General features: G+C 63.1%; 11 protein-coding genes. 8 read left to right on the top strand and 3 right to left on the bottom strand.

The window, feature by feature from the left end; all coding sequences use genetic code 11:
- Window positions 1-166 precede the first annotated feature (166 nt).
- Window positions 167-985: a pyruvate, water dikinase regulatory protein gene (locus tag Q9451_RS22540; RefSeq protein ID WP_012271263.1), complete on the top strand. Its 819-nt coding sequence runs from the start codon at window positions 167-169 to the stop codon at window positions 983-985.
- Window positions 986-1,088: 103 nt separating this feature from the next.
- Here the strand turns inward: Q9451_RS22540 and Q9451_RS22545 are convergent, their stop codons facing one another.
- Window positions 1,089-5,954: an NAD-glutamate dehydrogenase gene (locus tag Q9451_RS22545; protein WP_012271262.1), complete on the bottom strand. Its 4,866-nt coding sequence runs from the start codon at window positions 5,952-5,954 to the stop codon at window positions 1,089-1,091.
- Between the two features lie 273 nt (window positions 5,955-6,227).
- On the opposite strand from Q9451_RS22545, the gene Q9451_RS22550 reads away from it, so the two are divergent.
- Window positions 6,228-6,581, top strand: coding sequence for a hypothetical protein (locus tag Q9451_RS22550; RefSeq protein ID WP_012271261.1), 354 nt, complete (start codon window positions 6,228-6,230; stop codon window positions 6,579-6,581).
- 8 nt (window positions 6,582-6,589) lie between these two features.
- Here Q9451_RS22550 and Q9451_RS22555 read toward each other — a convergent pair whose 3' ends face one another.
- A complete protein-coding gene (locus Q9451_RS22555) occupies window positions 6,590-7,495 on the bottom strand; it encodes a LysR family transcriptional regulator (RefSeq protein WP_041166660.1) in 906 nt (301 codons plus the stop codon).
- Window positions 7,496-7,618: 123 nt separating this feature from the next.
- Here Q9451_RS22555 and lysA point away from each other — a divergent pair, with 123 nt between their 5' ends.
- The 4 genes from lysA (at window position 7,619) to Q9451_RS22575 (ending at window position 12,997) form a co-directional block, all read left to right on the top strand.
- A complete protein-coding gene (lysA, locus tag Q9451_RS22560) occupies window positions 7,619-8,851 on the top strand; it encodes a diaminopimelate decarboxylase (RefSeq protein WP_012271259.1) in 1,233 nt (410 codons plus the stop codon).
- Window positions 8,852-8,959: 108 nt separating this feature from the next.
- Entirely contained in the window at window positions 8,960-9,460 is a 501-nt protein-coding gene (locus tag Q9451_RS22565) for a sigma-70 family RNA polymerase sigma factor (RefSeq protein ID WP_012271258.1), read from the top strand.
- Window positions 9,461-9,464: 4 nt separating this feature from the next.
- Window positions 9,465-10,400: a FecR domain-containing protein gene (locus Q9451_RS22570; RefSeq protein ID WP_012271257.1), complete on the top strand. Its 936-nt coding sequence runs from the start codon at window positions 9,465-9,467 to the stop codon at window positions 10,398-10,400.
- Window positions 10,401-10,510: 110 nt separating this feature from the next.
- Entirely contained in the window at window positions 10,511-12,997 is a 2,487-nt protein-coding gene (locus Q9451_RS22575) for a TonB-dependent receptor (RefSeq protein WP_012271256.1), read from the top strand.
- Here the strand turns inward: Q9451_RS22575 and Q9451_RS22580 are convergent.
- A complete protein-coding gene (locus Q9451_RS22580; RefSeq protein WP_012271255.1) occupies window positions 12,994-13,968 on the bottom strand; it encodes a LysR substrate-binding domain-containing protein in 975 nt (324 codons plus the stop codon). The two genes, Q9451_RS22575 and Q9451_RS22580, sit on opposite strands and share 4 nt — an antisense overlap.
- A 213-nt stretch (window positions 13,969-14,181) precedes the next feature.
- Here Q9451_RS22580 and Q9451_RS22585 point away from each other — a divergent pair, with 213 nt between their 5' ends.
- A complete protein-coding gene (locus tag Q9451_RS22585) occupies window positions 14,182-14,625 on the top strand; it encodes an acetyltransferase (RefSeq protein ID WP_012271254.1) in 444 nt (147 codons plus the stop codon).
- 100 nt (window positions 14,626-14,725) lie between these two features.
- The gene (locus Q9451_RS22590) at window positions 14,726-15,463 is read left to right on the top strand and encodes a GntR family transcriptional regulator (protein ID WP_012271253.1); all 738 of its coding nucleotides are present in this window, start codon (window positions 14,726-14,728) and stop codon (window positions 15,461-15,463) included.
- The last annotated feature ends 18 nt before the right edge of the window (window positions 15,464-15,481 follow it).

Genomic DNA, 15,481 nt, shown 5'->3' on the forward strand with positions numbered 1-15,481 from the left:
GAAAAGCTCAAAAGGCGCCCGCCTGTCTTCTGTGACTTGGCCGGGCGTTTGTGGCCTGTACCTGGAAAATAGGCTCTGCAAATGTGGCAGAATGTCGACAGCCGCATTCGGCAAACCGAATTTATCATATCCAAGAATCTTCATCAGCTTAAGGCCCAGATCGCAAATGAAACGAACCGCGTTCTTCATCTCCGACGGCACCGGTATCACTGCCGAAACCCTGGGCCAGAGTCTGCTCGCGCAATTCGAGAGCATTCCGTTCAACAAATTCACCCGTCCCTACATCGATTCGCCAGACAAAGCGCGGACCATGGTCCAGCAAATCAACGCTGCGGCCGAGCGTGACGGGGTACGCCCGATCATCTTCGACACCATCGTCAACCAGGACATTCGCGAGATTCTGGCAACGTCGAATGGCTTCATGATCGACATCTTTTCTTCGTTTTTATCCCCACTTGAGCAAGAATTGACCGCCCATTCGTCGTATTCCGTGGGCAAATCGCACTCGATCGGCGGCAACTCAAACTACATGGAACGCATCGAGGCGGTGAATTTCGCCTTGGATAACGACGACGGTGCGCGCACCCACTACTACGACAAGGCCGACCTTATCCTGGTTGGCGTGTCGCGCTGCGGCAAAACCCCTACCTGCCTGTACATGGCCATGCAGTTCGGCATCCGCGCCGCCAACTACCCGCTGACCGAGGACGACATGGAACGCCTGCAGTTGCCGGCGGTGCTGAAAAAGCACCACAACAAGCTGTTCGGCCTGACCATCGACCCCGACCGCCTCACCGCCATCCGCCACGAGCGCAAGCCCAACAGCCGCTATTCCAGCTTTGCCCAGTGCGAATTCGAAGTGCGCGAGGTGGAGAGCCTGTTCCGCAGGGAGAACATTCCCAACATCAATTCCACGCATTTTTCGGTGGAAGAGATTTCGGCGAAGATTCTGGTCGAGAAAGGGGTGGAGCGCAGGTTCAAGTAAGCCTGCACCGGCCTCTTCGCGGGTTTACCCGCGAAAGGGCCAGCCCAGGAAAACAAGAAAGCCCCGGCATCACTGCCGGGGCTTTTTCATTTCAGCCTGGTGTTCAGGACGGCACCACCGCCGCCTGCCCGCTCATGGCCAGGTCGACCAGCTCGCGGTTGGCCACCGCGTACATCGCATAGTCGGTGCCAGTGGCATTGCGCAGGTCGTCGAGCATGGCGCGCCAGCGCTCCACCATCACCCGATGCTGCTCGGCCCACAGTGCCACACGGGCGTCCATGTCTTGCGGGGCATCGGCCATCTGCAGTACCGAGATGGTGATCGCCCGCTGCTGAAGGTCGATGTCGTCGCGGAACGCCTCGCGGGCCAGCGCCTGCCAGTTGTTTTCCACCGGCAGGTTGCTGATTTCCTGCAGGTACCAGGTCAGGTCCAGCGAGCTGCCCACGGCGAAGAACGCCTTGGCCACCTGCGCCGGATCATGGCCGGTGACGTCGGCCGCTTCGATGATCGGCAGCAGGGTGTACAGGTGGCTGGTACCGGCCACCATGCGCGCCAGCAACTCCGGCACACCGGCCTCGACGAAGCCCTGATAGCGCACCATCCAGCGCTCGCGGGTCGGGCCTTCGAGCAGCTCGTCCAGCTTGAGCCCCAGTTGCGCGATCTTCGGCCCGAAGTGCGCGGTGTCGCGCCCGGCGTCCTGTTCGTTGCGGCGACTACGCAAGAACCAGCGCGTGGCACGACGCCCCAGGCGCATCAGCTCGTCCATCAGGGTGAGCTGGATTTCTGCCGGCACCTGGTAGTCCAGTGCCTCGATCTGGCGGAACCAGTGCGGCAGGTGGAAGATATCGCGCACGATCACATAGGCCCCTGCAACGTTGGCCGGGCTCATCCCGGTCGACTCCTTCAGGCGCTGGACGAAGGTGATGCCCATGTTGTTGACCAGGTCGTTGGCGATCTGGGTGCTGACGATTTCGCGCTTCAGGCGATGGCGGCGCATGGCCTCGGCGAACTTGCTGACCAACGACGGTGGGAAGGCGGTTTCCATGTCGCGGGTCAGGTAGTCGTCGTCCGGCACCAGCGACTTGAGCAGTTGCTCCTTGAGGTCGATCTTGCTGTACGAGATCAGCACCGACAGCTCGGCGCGGGTCAGGCCCTGGCCGGCGGCCAGGCGCTCGGCCAGCTGTTCTTCGGACGGCAGGAACTCGATGGCGCGGTCCAGCTTGCCACGCGATTCCAGGTCGGCCATCAGGCGCTTGTATTCGGCAATCCGCTCACGGGCACGGCGGGCCGCCAGCGACAGCGCCTGGGTCTGCTTGTAGTTGTTGCCCAGCACCAGGCCGGCCACTTCATCGGTCATGCTACCCAGCAGCTGGTTGCGCTGCTTCTCGGTCATGTCGCCACCCTGCACCACTTCGTTGAGCAGGATCTTGATGTTGACCTCGTGGTCGGAGCAGTCCACGCCGCCGGCGTTGTCGATGAAGTCGGTATTGGTGGCGCCGCCGTTCAGGCCGAATTCGACCCGGCCAAGCTGGGTCATGCCCAGGTTGCCGCCCTCGCCCACCACCTTGCAGCGCAGTTCGTTGCCATTGACCCGCAGTGCATCGTTGGCCTTGTCGCCAACATCGGCGTGGCTTTCGCTGCTGGCCTTCACATAGGTACCGATACCGCCGTTCCACAGCAGGTCCACCGGCGCCTTCAGCAGCGCGTTCAGCAGCTCGGTCGGGGTCAGGCGGTCGGCTTCGATGGCGAAGCGCTCTTTCATCTGCGGGCTGATGGCGATGCTTTTGGCACTGCGCGGGAAGATCCCGCCGCCTTCGGACATGATGCTGGTGTCGTAATCGCTCCAGGCCGAACGCGGCAGGTCGAACAGGCGCTTGCGCTCAGCGAAGCTCGATGCCGGCTCAGGATTCGGGTCGATGAAGATATGCAGGTGGTTGAACGCCGCCACCAGCTGCAACTTGTCGGACATCAGCAGGCCGTTGCCGAACACATCGCCGGCCATGTCGCCCACGCCGATGACGGTGATCGGGTCTTCCTGCACGTTGATGCCGCGCTCGCGGAAGTGGCGCTGCACGCCCACCCAGGCGCCACGTGCGGTGATGCCCATCTTCTTGTGGTCGTAACCGGCCGAGCCGCCCGAGGCAAAGGCATCACCCAGCCAGAAGCCGTAGTCGATGGCGATGCCGTTGGCGATGTCGGAGAAGGTCGCGGTGCCCTTGTCGGCCGCCACCACCAGGTACGGGTCGTCATCGTCGTGACGCACCACGTTGGCCGGCGGCACCACGCCACCGTCCTTGAGGTTGTCGGTGATGTCGAGCAGGCCGGAAATGAAGATGCGGTAGCACGCCACGCCTTCGGCGGCGATCTCGTCACGGCCGCCGCCCAGCGGCAGACGACGCGGCAGGAAGCCGCCTTTGGCGCCAACCGGCACGATCACCGAGTTCTTCACCTGCTGGGCTTTGACCAGGCCCAGCACTTCGGTGCGGAAGTCTTCTTCGCGGTCGGACCAGCGCAGGCCCCCGCGGGCAACGTTGCCAAAGCGCAGGTGCACGCCCTCTACGCGCGGTGAATAGACGAAAATCTCGAACTTGGGCACCGGTTTGGGCAGTTCGGGGATCAGTTTGGGGTTGAACTTGAAGCTGAAGTACGACTTGTTCTGGCCGTTGGCATCCGGCTGGTAGAAGTTGGTGCGCAGGGTGGCCTTGATCAGGTCCAGGTAGCGCCGCAGGATGCGGTCTTCGTTGAGCACCTGGACATCGTCCAGCGCGGTCAGGATGGCCTGTTCCAGGCGCTGCTGCTTGTCGTCCAGGTCGTCCTGGGTGAGCTTGCGCGCCAGGTAGAAGCGGGTCTTGAACAACCGGGTCAGCTCGCGGGCGATGTCGGTGTGGTTGTTCAGGGTGCTGGCGATGTAACCCAGGTCGAAGCCCAGGCGGATCTGCTTCAGGTAACGGGCGTACGCGCGCAGCAGCGCCACGTCGCGCCACGGCAGGCCGGCAGTCAGCACCAGGCGGTTGAAGGCGTCGTTTTCGGCGTCACCGCGCACGATATGGATGAAGGCATCCTGCAGGGTGTCGTTGAGCTGCTGGATATCCAGGCTCAGGCCTTCGCTGTAGGTGAAGGCGAAGTCGTGGATCCAGTACTCGCGGCCATTGGCATGGCGCAGGCGGTAGGGGAACTCGCCAAGCACGCGCAGGCCAAGGTTTTCCAGGATCGGCAGCACATCGGACAGCGCCAGCGGGGTGTCGGCGTGGTACAGCTTGCAGTGCAGGATGCGCTCACCCACTTGGGTCAGCGGCTGGTAGAAGCTCATCGCCAGTGGCTTGCTTTCAGACAGGTTCAGCACATGCTGCAGGTCGACCACGGCCGAGTGCGCGGCGAAGCGCTCGCGGTAACCGGCCGGGAAGCCTTTGGGGAAGTCGGCGAGGATGTTGGTGCCCTGGGCTTCGCCGAAGTTCTCCACCACCAGCGCCGAGTAGTCGTCATGCCACGAGCGGCACGCCTGGACCACTTCACGCTCGAGCTGCTGCGGGTCGATGTCGATGCGGTTCTTTGGGTCGACCCGTAGAATCAGTTGCACACGGGCCAGTACCGATTCGGAGAAGAAGGTCCAGAACTCACAGTCGCTGGCCTTCAGGCGCTCCATCAGCACCTGCTGGATCTTCTGCCGCACTTCGGTGGAATAGATTTCCCTTGGTACGTAAGCCAGGCAGTAGCAGAAGCGGCCGTACGGGTCCTTGCGCAGGAACACGCGGATCTTGTTGCGCTCCTGGATCTGCACGATCGCCATGACCGTGCTGAACAGCTCATCGATTGGTGTCTGGAACAGGTCGTCGCGCGGCAGCACTTCCAGCACCTGCGCCAGTTCCTTGCCCAGGTGGGCCTTGGGATCGAAGCCCGAGCGGCGCTCGACTTCGGCCACCTTCACGCGGATGTACGGAATGGCATGCACGCTTTCGCCATACACCGACGAGGTGTACAGGCCCATGAAGCGGTGTTCCTTGACCACCTTGCCATCGGCATCCAGCTGGCGGATCGACACGTAGTCAGGGTAGGCCGGGCGGTGTACGCGGCTGGGCAGTGCAGCCTTGGCGAACGACAGCAGCAGCGGCTCGTTGAGGTAGGCCACGGCGTAGTCTTCGATGCGCAGCTCTTCTGTCGTCAGGCCCACACGCAGGCGGCGCGGCAGGCCAAGGAACGACTGCTCGTCGTACACCATCTGGCCGCCATCGGCGTCGCCCTTGACGGTGAACTCTTCATAGCCCAGGAAGGTGAAGTGGTTATCCAGCAGCCATTCGAGGAAGGCTTTGACTTCGCCCTTTTCGTGTTGCGCTGGGCCAAAGGCGGTCTGCTCCACTTGCGCCACCACTTCACGCAGCTTGGCCTTCATCGGTTCGAAGTCGGCCACTGCCACCCGTACTTCGGCCAGCACCTGCTCGATTTCTCGGGTCAGCACCGTCAGCTCGGCGGCGTTGGCGCAGCGGTCGATCTCCAGGTACATCAGCGACTCGTGGCGCACGCCCTCGCCCTGGGTGCCCTTGGGCAGCAGTTCAAGCAGCTCGCCCTTGGCACCACGGCGCACGCTGAGCACGGTGGTCTGCAGGGTGTGGATACTGTAGCCGCGGCGGTTGAGCTCGGTGCGCACCGAGTCGACCAGGAACGGCAGGTCGTGGTGCAGCACCTCGACCACGGTATGGGTCGATTGCCAGCCGTTGCGTTCGTAATCAGGGTTGTACACGCGCACTTGCGGGTACTCGGGGTCGAAACGCTCGATGATGCGCCAGGCTGACAGGGTGCAGCCGGCCAGGTCGGAAAGCCTGCGCTGGGTGAGTTCGTCCAGAGAGATGATGCCGAAGAACTGCTCGGCGAACAGCGTCACTTGTGGCAGGGACTGTTCGCTGATGTGCTGCGCCAGGGCCGCTTGCAGTTGATGCTGGAAGTCGGCTTTGCTGGCTGCGGTGAAGAACGCCATCTGTGGTACTCCGCTTGGGCTTTGTAATAGTTGAAGCGTCGCTGCGTGCGCCGTGTACGGATCAACGATAGCCAACCCGTGGCAAGGCGGACGGTAAAACCAGGCGTTGAACGTGCGCAGGCACGCCCAGGGCTCGCCGAAGCTTAACGACTGATCGGTCATCAACGCTTGCAGCGCTGCGACAATTTCGGTCAAGGGGCGGTAACTTTACGTTTATGCCTGTACGCAAGACTGTCAGAATTCCCTTCCGTTTCCTTTGATCCGAGCCTGCTCATGCAAATCAACACCGCGCTGCTGTTCGCCACCCCTTGCGATGACGAGGAAGACAACATGGCGACCCTGTGCTGCCACAGCGACAAGGGTCAGATGTTTCTGCTTACCCGCTACCCGGACGAAGACACCGTCGACCTGACCCTGGATGACGAGCCGTCGACGCTGGATGGGCTGAAAGTCACCCTGAGCGCCAAGCACCTGCTGATCGAAGTGGCGGCCGGCGACCGGGATGCATTGAAGGGGGACGAGGTGCTGGAAATCAACCTGACCAGCGCACTGAGCGACATGGATGAAGTGAAGCAAACCCTGGAGAACATCCTGGCCGGGACCGGGACCTTCGTCTGCGAGCTCTGAGCCCGAACCTACCGCAACGCCGCCTGCATCGCCTGCGCCTGCTCCCGCAACGCCTCGCAAAACGGCTCCACCGCCGCCGAGGCCGGCCGGTGGTCCGGGCGTATCAGCATCACCTGGTACGGCACCGACACCCGTAACCTGCGGATCGGCAGCCCGCCCTGGGCCGCCTCCAGCCCGCTCAGCGGATTGATGATCGCCACCCCCAGGCCTTGCCTGACCATGGCGCACACCGACGCGGCGCTGGTGGTCTCGATGATGGTGCGGCGGTTAACCCCCGCTGCACGAAAGTGCTGGTCCAGGCGCTGGCGGTAGGTGTCCAGGCTGGCCAGGTTGATGAAATCGACCTCGTGAAAATCGCTCAGTTCCAGCTCGGCCTTGGCCTGTAACGGGTGATGCTCGGGTAACACGCACACCATGTTGGCGCTGAACAGCAATTCACCATAAGCGCCGCGCGGTATCTGCTCGACCTCGGTCAGGCCAAGGTCGTGCTGCTGGGCAACCAGCGACTCCTCCAGCAAGGGCGACTCCTGCGCCAGGATGCTCACGCTCACGCCCCGGTGCTGCTGGTGAAAGCGCTGACAGGCCTTGGGCAACAAGGTCTGTGAAAACAGCGGCAGGCAGGTGATGGCCAGCCGCCCCTGCTCGAAATTGCGGATGGCTTGGGCAAAGCGATCGATGCGCTCCAGCCCGACATAGGCACGCTCGACCTCTTCGATCAACAGCAATGCCTGGGCCGTTGCCACCAAACGCCCACCTTCGCGCTCGAACAGATTCAGCCCGGTCACCTGCTCCAGGCGCGCCAGCTCGCGACTGACAGTGGGCTGCGAGGTGAACAGCAGCCGCGCCGCGCCGGTGACACTGCCTGCGGCCATGATGGCGCGGAACACTTCGATATGGCGGACGGACAGTTTCACGGCAGCACTCGGTGGGTCGACAATGGGCATATCAAATATGAATGGCCATCAGAAAAATAGCTATTTTTCTGAATTCCTGCTTTGCCTCATGCTCGTGGCCTTTCTTATAGGAGTAGCGCCACCATGACCGCACCCTTCACCCTCCTGGCCGAAGCCGTCCGCCAGCACGGCTCGCCGCTGTGGGCGTACGACACCGGTACCATCGCCGAACGTGTCGAGCAGTTGAAGGTGTTCGACACCGTGCGCTTCGCCCAGAAAGCCAACCCCAACCTGCATGTGCTGCGCCTGATGCGCGCCCATGGCCTGGTGCTGGACGCCGTGTCGCTGGGCGAAATGGAACGGGCCTTCGCCGCAGGTGCCAGCGTGGGCGGTGACCCTGCCGGCGTGGTGCTGACCTGTGACGCACTGGACCGCCCCACCCTGGAACGCGTGGTGGCCTCGAAAATCGAAGTCAACGCCGGCTCCATCGACATGCTGCGCCAACTCGGGGAACGCTCGCCCGGCCACCGCGTCTGGATCCGTATCAACCCAGGCTTCGGCCATGGCCACAGCCGCAAGACCAACACCGGCGGTGAAAACAGCAAGCATGGCATCTGGCACGAAGAGCTGGACGAGGCGCTGGCGTGCATCAAGGCGCACGGCCTGCACCTGGTGGGCGTGCACATGCACATTGGCTCGGGAGTGGACTACCAGCACCTGGAGCAGGTGGCTCGCTCGATGATCGAGCTGATCGGCCGCCTGGGCGTGGACATCGAAGCCTTCTCCATTGGTGGCGGGCTGTCCACCCCGTACCGCAAAACCGACAAGCCAGTCGACCTGCAACGCTATGCCCAGACCTGGGCAGTGGCGCGCAAGGAAATCGAAGCGATGCTCGGCCACCCGGTGCGCATGGAAATCGAGCCGGGGCGCTTCCTGGTGGCCGAGTCGGGCTACCTCGTGGCCGAAGTGCGTGCCGTCAAGCAAGTGGGCCGCAATACCTTCGTCATGATCGACGCCGGCTTCAACGACCTGATGCGCCCGGCGATGTACGGCGCTTACCACGGCATGACCCTGCTCGATGCCAACGGCCAGCCGGTGGACCGTCCACGGCAACCGACCGTGGTGGCCGGGCCGCTGTGCGAGTCGGGTGACGTGTTCACCCAGGATGACCAGGAACTGACCCCGCAGGAGCTGCCCCAGGCACAGGTGGGCGACCTGCTGGTGATCCACGACGCCGGTGCCTATGGCGCGTCGATGTCGTCGAGCTACAACAGCCGGCCGCTGCTGCCGGAGTTTCTGATCGAGGACGGGGCACTGCGCATGATCCGTCGGCGCCAGACCGTGCAGGACCTCCTGGACTTGGAAGCGGGCTTTTAACCGCCGCATCATTGGGGGCCGCCCTGCGGCCCCAAATGCCCCCTTGCAATCGCCCTGGCTCATCGCGACAATGCGATCAATTCCTATTCATATTGCGAATTTGACGCCATGTCGACGCTCGATCATCAGGCCCTGCATCAGCTCTACAGCGAAAACAACGGCTGGCTGAAGGGCTGGCTACGCGCCCGCCTGGGCAACTCCGCCGATGCCTCCGACCTGGCGCACGATACCTTTTTGCGGGTGATGACCGCGCGCAATCAATTGCCGATCCGCGAGCCGCGCAGCTACCTCAGCGCCATCGCCCGTGCGCTGCTGATCGACAAGGTCCGCCGCCGCACCATCGAACAAGCCTATCTGCAGGCCCTGGCCTTGCGCCCGGAACCGGTGGAGGTTTCGCCAGAGGTGCGCTTGTCCATCATCGAAATGCTGGTAACCGTGGACAACCTGCTCGACGAACTCGGCGCCAAGACCCGCGCCATCTTCCTGGCGGTGCAACTGGAAGGCCTGACCTACGGTGCTGCGGCCGAGCGCTTCGGCGTGTCGGTGACCACCGTGAAGAATCACCTGATCAAGGCCATGACCCGCTGCCTGCTGGCAGTCGAAGGCTGAGCCGATGGATCTCAAGACACTCGAAGCCGCTGCCACCTGGTATGTACAGCTCAACGACGGCGCCAACAGCGAGGCCCGCACCCAGGCCTGGCGGCAGTGGTTGCAGGCCAGCCCACAACACGCTGCCGCCTGGGCGCGAGTAGAAAAGCTGCAGCAACAGTGGGCCATGCTGCCACCACAGGCGGCGCTGTCCAGCCTCGGCGCGGCACAGGCGCAGCGGCGCGAAGTGCTGAAGGTGCTGAGCCTGTTGCTGGCGATGGGCGCAGGTGGCTGGCTGGCCGCCGAGCAGGTGCCCTATCGCTCCCTGCTGGCCCAACAACGTACCGGCAGCCGCGAACGAAGCACCCTGCAATTGGTGGACGGCTCGCAGTTGGAGCTGAACGTGGGCACCGCGCTGGACGTGCGCTATGACGCGAAAGTGCGGGCGATTCAGCTGTATCAAGGGGAAATTCTGGTCCGCCCGGTCAGCGACCTTCAGCAGCGCCCATTCATCGTGCACACCGATGACGGCAGCGTGCTTGCCCGCAGTACCGAGTTCAGCATCCGCAAACTTGCGCGCCAGACCCGCGTGGGCGTGCTTCAGGGCAGCGTCGAGGTACGTCCACAGCGCCACCTTGATCGGCTGCTGCAACTGCAAGCGGGCCAACAAGTGAGTTTTGACCAGGATGACTTCGCCACCGCCCAGGCTCTACCCGCCGATTCCACGGCCTGGCTGCAGGGCATGCTGAGCGTTAACGACTGGCGGCTGGGCGACTTCATCGAAGAACTGGGGCGCTATCGGCCAGGCGTGCTGCGCTGCGCCTCCGCAATCCGGGCCATGAGTATCTCCGGAGCATTTCGCATCGATGATACCGATATCGCTTTGGCCAACCTGCCGAAAACCCTCCCTGTGAGGGTGCACTACCTCAGCCGCTATTGGGTGAGCGTGGAGCCTGCCTGAGCAGGCGCTGAAAAACCTACGCGCGAACCTTGCTGATTTCGATTCTCGTCCGTCCCTGACACAAGCCGCGACGACAGCGACTTTCTGCCATGACTCGGAAGGATCACGCAATGCCTCATCTGTACCCCACCCCTGCAACCAAACTGACCCAGGCCGTGCGCCTGGTGCTGTTCGGCATGTCCCTTGCCAGCGCGCCGTGCCTGCTGCTGATGCCTGCCCAGGCCATGGCTCAAAGCCAGACCGCCTACCATGTCCCCGCTGGCCCTTTGGGCAATGCCATAACCCAGTTTGGCGTGCAGGCGGGTGTGACCATTTCGTTCGACACCGAGCAGACCCGCAACCTGAGCAGCGCAGGCCTGGAAGGCAGCTACAGCGTCGAGGAAGGGCTGGTGCGGTTACTGAGCAATAGCGGCTTGCAGGCGCAGCGCCAGGGCAATGGCGGTTATGTGCTGGTGCCGGCAGACTACGGCACGGCCATGGAGCTGGGGCCGCTGAACATCGACTCCAATCGGCTGGATGCGACCAGCGAGGGCACCCAGTCATACACCGCCCGCGCAGTGACCATCGGCAAGGGCGTCCATACGCTGAAAGAAACCCCGCAGGCGGTCACCGTGATGACCCGCAAGATGCTTGACGACCAGAACCTGAACACCCTCGAACAGGTACTGGACAAGACCCCTGGCATCACCGTGTATGACTCGCCCATGGGCGGCAAATACTTCTACTCCCGTGGTTTCAACCTGGACGGCCAGTACCAGTACGACGGCGTGCCGCTGGACGTGGGTGGCAACTACGTGCAGGCCAACAGCTTTTCCAGCGACATGGCGTTCTACGACCGCGTCGAAATCCTCAAAGGCGCGGCCGGGATGATGAAGGGCTCCGGCTCCTCCGCTGGTGGTGTCAACTTCGTGCGCAAGCGCGGCCAGGACAAGGCCGCGACCACTGTCACCCTGTCCGCCGGCAGCTGGGACAACTATCGCGGCCAAGTCGACGTAGGCGGCCCGCTGAACGAGTCGGGCAGCGTGCGGGGCCGCGCGGTGGCAGCCCTGCAGGACCGCCAGTATTTCTATGACACGGCCAAGCGCCAGGACCAGATACTGTATGGCGCCATCGACTGGGACGTCAGCGCCGACACCACCCTGGGCTTCGGCCTGGCCTACGAGGACGTCGATGCCACACCGTGCTATGCCGGCGTGCCACGCTACGCCGATGGCAGTGACCTGAAGCTGTCGCGTTCCACCTGCCTGGGGGCCAGTTGGAACGACCTGCAAAGCCAGCGTATTACCGGCTTTGCCGACTTCAAGCACCGCTTCAACGATGACTGGACACTGAACTTCGCCTCGGTCTACACCCACAACGACCAGGACATCGAATACGCCTACTCCGAAGGCACGGTGCCGGTCGGCGCCAACACTGCCAGCATGGCCGTCCGCGCCGGTCGTTTCGACTACGACCAGGACGACTACGGCTTCGATAGCTATATTGATGGCAAGTTCGAGGCGTTCGGCCTGCAGCACGAGCTGATCATCGGCGCCAACGCCAGCCGGCAGAAAACCCATGATTACTTCGCGCTGATTCTACTGGACGGCAAGCAGAACCCGTTCAACCCCTCCCCGAACTTCCCTCGCCCGTCCAAGGACGATTACCTGGTCAACCCGACCCGTGGTGGCAGCGTACCAACCGATTCCACCACCACCCAATACGGCACCTACGCCAACCTGCGCTTGAAGCTGGCAGAGCCGCTTACCCTGGTACTGGGCGCGCGGGTCAGCTGGTACCGCAACAAGAGCGACTCCTACACCGAGTTCTACGATTACTGGGTGAACAACCGCAGTGAGGAAAACGGCCAGGTCACGCCGTTCGCCGCCGTGCTTTACGACCTGAACGACCAGTGGACCGCCTACGCCAGCTACGCCGACATCTTCCAGCCGCAGAGCGACAAGGTGAACGCCGAGCGGCAGCCACTTCAGCCCAAGACCGGTGCCAACTACGAGATTGGCATCAAGGGCGAGCTGCTTGGCGGCGCGCTGAATACCTCGTTCAACCTGTTCCGCACCGTCGAGAACCACCGCGCGGAAAGCGACTACATCGAGACCTGCCCGTCAGGCGACGGGTATTGCTACACCGACAGCGGCAAGGTGCGCGCGCAGGGTTTCGAAGCCGAGATCAGCGGCTCGCCGATCGAGCGCCTGCAACTGTTGGCGGGCTACACCTACACCCAGACCAAATACCTGAAGACCATCGAAGACAGCGACCCCACCGAGCTGACGTTCACCTCCAGCTTCATTCCACGGCACATGTTCAAAGTGTGGGGTGACTACCAGCTGGGCGGTGCCCTGGAACGCTGGACCCTCGGTGCCGGTCTGAACAGCCAGAGCGAGAACTTCCGCACCACCCGCAACACCCGCGTCGAGCAGGCGGGCTACACCGTGTGGAACGGCCGCGTGCAGTATCGCCTGGACCAGAACTGGACCGTCGCCCTCAACGGCAACAACCTGTTCGACAAGAAGTACTACGCCACCATCGGTGCGCCGGGCTGGGGTAACTTCTATGGTGAGCCGCGTAACTTCATGGTGACCTTGCAGGGGGCGTTCTAAACCTGGCCACCGTCCAACGAGCGCACGCCGCCCATGTAGTGCTCCAGGCGGCTGCGCAGCCAGCGCTCGGCGGGGTCGCTGTCGGTAGTGCTCAACCAGACCATCGCCAGCTCCAGCGCCGTGGTTTCGAACGGCAACTGCTCAGCCTGCAGGTTGCCCCAACGCTCCATGCCCTGTGCGGCATAGTCCGGGCAACAGGCCAGCAGGTCGGTGCCAGCCAGAATCGCCGGCAGCGAACTGAACTGCGGCACCGACAACACCACCTTGCGTTCGCGGCCAATCTCTTTAAGCCAATCGTCTACCACACCCTGGGTGTTGGCGGTGGGCGAAACCTGAACGTGCGGGCGGGCGCAGAACTCATCCAGTGTCAGTGGCGTGGCCGACTTGTCGGCGCGCACTACCCTGCCCTGCATCGTGCGCAGTACCTTGCGCTTGGCATTGGCAGGCAGCCCCTTGGTCTGGCTGATGCCGACCGTTACATCGCCCGCTGCCAGCAAGTCGGGGATGCGCCAGTAATCCACATGCTGCACGACCACCACCACATTCGGCGCCTCGACCCGCAACGCCCGCAACAGCGGCGGCAACAGCCCGGACTCGACGTCATCGGACAAACCGATGCGGAAGGTCATCTTGCTGGTCAAGGGGTCGAAATCGTGGGTCAGGCTGAGGGCGACGGACATCGCATCCAGGGCCGGGGTGAGGTACTTGATCACCTCTTCGGCCCTGGCCGAGGGCTCCATGCGGTTACCCACACGGACCAGCAACGGGTCGTTGAACATCGCACGCAACCTGGCCAGCGCGGCGCTGACCGTGGGTTGGGCGACGAACAGCTTTTCCGCGGCACGGGTGAGGTTGCGCTCCTGCATCAGGGCTTCGAACACCACCATCAGGTTGATATCGGCTTTGCGCAGTTCGTTGCGGTTCATTGGCGCCCCCGGCCCGTTCGTGTTGTGCGGGTTCAATTCCAGCATCGACAAGCAGCCTAGTCGAGTCAAAACCTGCAGCGCACCGCCATTGCCCCACACTGCGCAATCCGGGTAATCTTCCGCACTCTTCCCTTCCGGCCTCCCCTGCCGTGCACCGCCCAGGCGTTAACTCGCGAAGCGGTCATTCATGATGCCGACCCCGCATGGCCGCCACCTGTTGGCGCGCCCATCCGCCATCAATTCACTCAGGATGACCGCATGATCATTCGCCAAGGCATCGCTGCAGACTACCCGCAGTTGCTCGACATCTGGCTGCGCGCCGTACGCGCGACGCACCACTTTCTACAACCCTGCGACATCGACGCGCTGTTGCCACAGCTGCGTGACCTGTATTTTCCGGCCGTCGAGCTGTGGGTTGCAGTAGACACCGATGACCAGCCCCTGGGCTTCATCGGCTTCAATGAAAACCACGTGGAAATGCTCTTCGTCGACCCCGCGCGCCACGGCCAGGGCATTGGCCGCGAACTGCTGGATTTCGGCCGCCAGTCGCGCAGCACGATGAGTGTCGATGTCAACGAGCAGAACCCGCAGGCAACAGGGTTTTACCAGCACTATGGCTTTGTCCAGACCGGCCGCTCGCCGCTGGACGGTGAAGGCCGCCCGTTCCCTTTGCTGCACATGAGCTTGCCCGCCGATCCATGACCGACACTGGGCGACCAACCTGCAGAGGGCCGGTGAAGCGTTCGAAATTCTGTCGCTGATACACTATCAAGCGATGAAGTTTGCGAGACCGAGCAAAGGTATGAACCCGACGCGCTATTCCACCGTGGCAAAGGACTTGATGGAAGGCATTGCCAGTGGCCGCTACCCGGTAGGCAGCCTGCTGCCGACCGAGTTCGAGCTGTGCGACCTTTACGAGGTGAGCCGTCATACGGTGCGCGCAGCGATCGACCAGCTGCTCAACCAGGGGCTGGTGTCGCGGCGCAAGCGCGTGGGCACTCGGGTCGAGGCCAGCAGCCCGCGCGGCGGCTATTCGCAATCGCTGGCCAGCGTGGCCGACCTTGCACACCTGGCCGAAACCCAGCAGCGGGAAATCCAGAACGTGCGCCACTTCGTCGCCGACCTGAGCGAGGCCACGCGGCTGGGGTTGGTGCCGGGGGAGCATTACTTCTGCGTGTCGAGCATTCGCGTCGACCGCCTGCACAATGCCGCACCGCTGTGCTGGACCGATGTGTATGCACAGCGCGACCATGCCGAGGTTATCGAGCTGGCGCGCGAACACCCCGACCAGCTGATTGCCGGGCTGATCGAGCAGCACTATGGCCGGTCGATCGCCGTGGTCGACCAGCAGGTGCGGGCGGTGTTGCTGACCGCTGAAATGGCCCGGGTGCTAAGGGCCGAGGCGGGTTCGCCTGGGCTGAAGATCACCCGCCATTACCGCGAGGAAAACGGTGACCTGATGGCGGTTTCCGAGACCGTGCACCCGGATGACCGCTTTACCCTGGTCACCCAGATGCGTCGCGACCGTTCGCCATCCTGATCGCGCAATCGGGGCTGC

Source organism: Pseudomonas sp. NY8896 (assembly GCF_039634505.1).

What these genes read in the sequence shown, in the direction of transcription:
- Q9451_RS22540 (WP_012271263.1), top strand. Translation starts at nt 167, where the DNA reads ATGAAACGAACCGCGTTCTTCATCTCCGACGGCACCGGTATCACTGCC.
- Q9451_RS22545 (WP_012271262.1), bottom strand. Translation starts at nt 5,954, where the DNA reads ATGGCGTTCTTCACCGCAGCCAGCAAAGCCGACTTCCAGCATCAACTG.
- Q9451_RS22550 (WP_012271261.1), top strand. Translation starts at nt 6,228, where the DNA reads ATGCAAATCAACACCGCGCTGCTGTTCGCCACCCCTTGCGATGACGAG.
- lysA (WP_012271259.1), top strand. Translation starts at nt 7,619, where the DNA reads ATGACCGCACCCTTCACCCTCCTGGCCGAAGCCGTCCGCCAGCACGGC.
- Q9451_RS22565 (WP_012271258.1), top strand. Translation starts at nt 8,960, where the DNA reads ATGTCGACGCTCGATCATCAGGCCCTGCATCAGCTCTACAGCGAAAAC.
- Q9451_RS22570 (WP_012271257.1), top strand. Translation starts at nt 9,465, where the DNA reads ATGGATCTCAAGACACTCGAAGCCGCTGCCACCTGGTATGTACAGCTC.
- Q9451_RS22575 (WP_012271256.1), top strand. Translation starts at nt 10,511, where the DNA reads ATGCCTCATCTGTACCCCACCCCTGCAACCAAACTGACCCAGGCCGTG.
- Q9451_RS22580 (WP_012271255.1), bottom strand. Translation starts at nt 13,968, where the DNA reads ATGCTGGAATTGAACCCGCACAACACGAACGGGCCGGGGGCGCCAATG.
- Q9451_RS22585 (WP_012271254.1), top strand. Translation starts at nt 14,182, where the DNA reads ATGATCATTCGCCAAGGCATCGCTGCAGACTACCCGCAGTTGCTCGAC.
- Q9451_RS22590 (WP_012271253.1), top strand. Translation starts at nt 14,726, where the DNA reads ATGAACCCGACGCGCTATTCCACCGTGGCAAAGGACTTGATGGAAGGC.